This is a genomic window from Streptomyces katrae, assembly GCF_000966975.1.
Classification (GTDB): Bacteria; Actinomycetota; Actinomycetes; order Streptomycetales; family Streptomycetaceae; genus Streptomyces; species Streptomyces katrae.
This window is the reverse complement of the sequence record NZ_JZWV01001216.1, coordinates 1-2,572: the sequence shown is the minus strand read 5'-3', so window position 1 is coordinate 2,572 and position 2,572 is coordinate 1. Positions and strand designations below refer to the sequence as shown.

1 protein-coding gene and 1 pseudogene are annotated in these 2,572 nt (G+C 77.0%); one reads left to right on the top strand and one right to left on the bottom strand.

Annotation, left to right across the window (positions count from 1 at the left end):
* Window positions 1–1,172, top strand: a 1,172-nt coding sequence (locus VR44_RS35160; protein ID WP_045951711.1) for a M64 family metallopeptidase, incomplete at its 5' end; no start/stop codon positions are given.
* A 14-nt stretch (window positions 1,173–1,186) separates the two neighbouring features.
* On the opposite strand, the pseudogene VR44_RS35155 reads toward VR44_RS35160, so the two are convergent.
* Window positions 1,187–1,618 (bottom strand): annotated as a pseudogene (locus VR44_RS35155) (carboxylesterase/lipase family protein); the annotation flags it as partial.
* Window positions 1,619–2,572 lie beyond the last annotated feature (954 nt).

The window sequence follows — 2,572 nt, the reverse complement described above, 5'->3', positions numbered from 1 at the left end:
CCCGGGTACCGGCCGCCGGACGGGCGAAGGCGGCGCCCCGCCTCTCCGAGGCCGCCCGGGCCGCCGACGGTCAGGTCACCAAGACGGTCGACAACGGCCCCACCGCCGACCGGCTCGACGTGGTCTTCGTCGGCGACGGCTACACCGCCGCCGAGCTGGACCGCTTCCATGCCGACGTCCGCGCCAAATGGGCCGAGGTCACGGCCGTGGAGCCGTACACCACCTACCGCGACCTGTTCAACGTGTGGACCGTGGACGCCGTCTCGGCCCAGTCCGGGGTCTCCGGCGACCCGGGCCCGGACACCGTCCGCGACACCGCGCTCGGCTCGTACTTCTGGTGCGGGTCCATCGAGCGGCTGCTCTGCGTGGACCAGCCCAAGGTGGACGCGTACGTGGCGAAGGCGCCCGCGGCCGACCTGGTGATCGTCCTCGCCAACAGCGCCAAGTACGGCGGCGCCGGCTACAACGAGCCCAGCCCCACCCTCGGCTACGAGGGCATCTCGACGGCCTCCGCGGGCCACCCCAAGTCCGGCCAGGTCGCCATCCACGAGACCGGCCACTCCCTCGGCAAGCTCGCCGACGAGTACTTCTACCCTGGCGTGCCCGACTACGAGAGGTACACCGGCCCGGAGCCCGCCGACCCCAACACCTCCACCCTGGACGCCTCCGCGATGGCCGCACAGCGCGCCAAGTGGTACCGCTGGCTCGGTGAGACCTCCCCCGACGGAGGCACCGTCGGCGCCTACGAGGGCGGCGGCTACTACGTGACGGGCCTCTACCGGCCCACCGACAACTCGATCATGCGGGTGCTGGGCAAGCCCTTCAACCTCCCCGGGGTGGAGGCGATGATCGCCGGATTCCGCCGCCACGCACGCCTCGTGACCCCGCTCACCCCCACCGACCGGCCCCTGAGGCTGTGGCGCACGGCGCAGGTGGCCGTCCCGCACCTGGCCTCCGCGGACGGGCGGCAGCCGGTGGTCCGCTGGTACCTCGACGGCCGCGAGCTGGGGCGGTTCGCGGGCCGGACCGAGGTGCGGGTGGCCGAGCTGTGGCTGCTGGACCTGCGCACCCACAAGCTGTCGGTGACCGCCGAGGACCGCACCCCCGCCGTCCGCGACCCCGAGATCGCCCGCAGCCTGTCCTCCACCGTGACCTGGGACGTCCGGCTGTAGCCCCCCGGGGCCGCTCAACCGCCGGTGCCGGGCTCCGGCACCGGCGCCGCCAGGCCGTCCCGGAGTGCGCAGTGGTGCGCGGCCGGGGTGTCCGGCGCCCGGGTCCCCCCGCCCCCAGGCGCCGGCCTGAGGACCGACGGGCCGCGCCCCGCGAACCGGGGCCGGGCCGGAGCTCCGGCGAAGCGGGTCCAGCGCCCGGTCAGCCGCTCCGCGAGCTTCGCCTGAGGGGCCGTCAGGGGCACCGTGGTGAACAGGTGGGGCAGTTCGAAGCCGTGTGCCGCCCCGAACGGGAACCCGGCGCGCTCGGGCAGGCCGGTGGAGTCCGGCGCCCGGCTGTCGCTGAACGGATGGCCGTACACCGGGACATGGCGGGCCGGCGCACGGCTGTCGCGCAGCGTCGGGCAGGTGAACGAGGCGTCGGACAGCAGGGTGGCGAAGGCGCTCGCGGCCGTCGGGAAGTCCGCCTCCGGTTACGCGGCCGCCACCGGGGCCGACGCGCCGTGGGCGCGGCGGTGTACGGGATCCCCCCGAAGGTCGCGCAGCCCCCGTGCGCCCGCCCGCGCACCGCCCCTTCGGCGGTCCCCACGAGGGCCCGCCCGACGCCCCCGGCCGGCGGGCCGGACCCGGCGGCACAGAGCAGCAGTGCGGGGAGCAGCGCCGCCGGCAGCCGGCCGGTCGGCCCGCCGCTCGGTCCGCGCGGGGGACGCACCCGGGGGAGGCGGGCCCGCACCCGTCGCGGCAGCCCCCCCGGGTCAACCTCCTGGCGGGGCCCGGGACGCGCCGTGGCCGGCCACCCTCCCGACGGGGACCGCCGTCGACGCGGATGCCGGGGCCGGCGCCTTCGCCGGGCTTGGCGGGGTCACCGGAGTCGTCGGGGTCTTCCCAATCGCTGCGGCCGGCGGGGTCGGTGCGGGGATCCGGCACGGCTGACGCCCCTCCCGGAGGCCGGGCCTCCTGGACGAGTGCCCCTCCCGGAGCGGACCTCCCCCCCGCCCGCGATGCCGCGGACGCGCTCCCGCCACGCCGGGTGGATGGCGCCCGCCTGCCGTACGGGGCCCCCGGGGCGCGTGCCGTGCCCCGGACCCGGTGCGGGTCGGCCTCCGGCGACGGAGGGAGCGTGACGACGGGCCCCGGGGGGCGGGGCCGGGACTCCGCCACTGTGCCCCGCTCGCCGCCGTGCGGGCCGTCTTGGGTCCGGCGTGTTGGGCCCGGAGGCCCGGAGGCCCGGAGGCCCGGACGCGCCGGGGGAGCCCCCCGTTTGCCCGCCCCGAATGGCGCAGTGCGGGCCGGTGCCGCTGAATGTGACCAAGCGTGCGCTTCCCATGACGCACGATGACCGGCGCGCGATGCGTAGACCCGCGCGTCGGCGAGACGGAGCTTTCCATGAATGACCCCAGTAC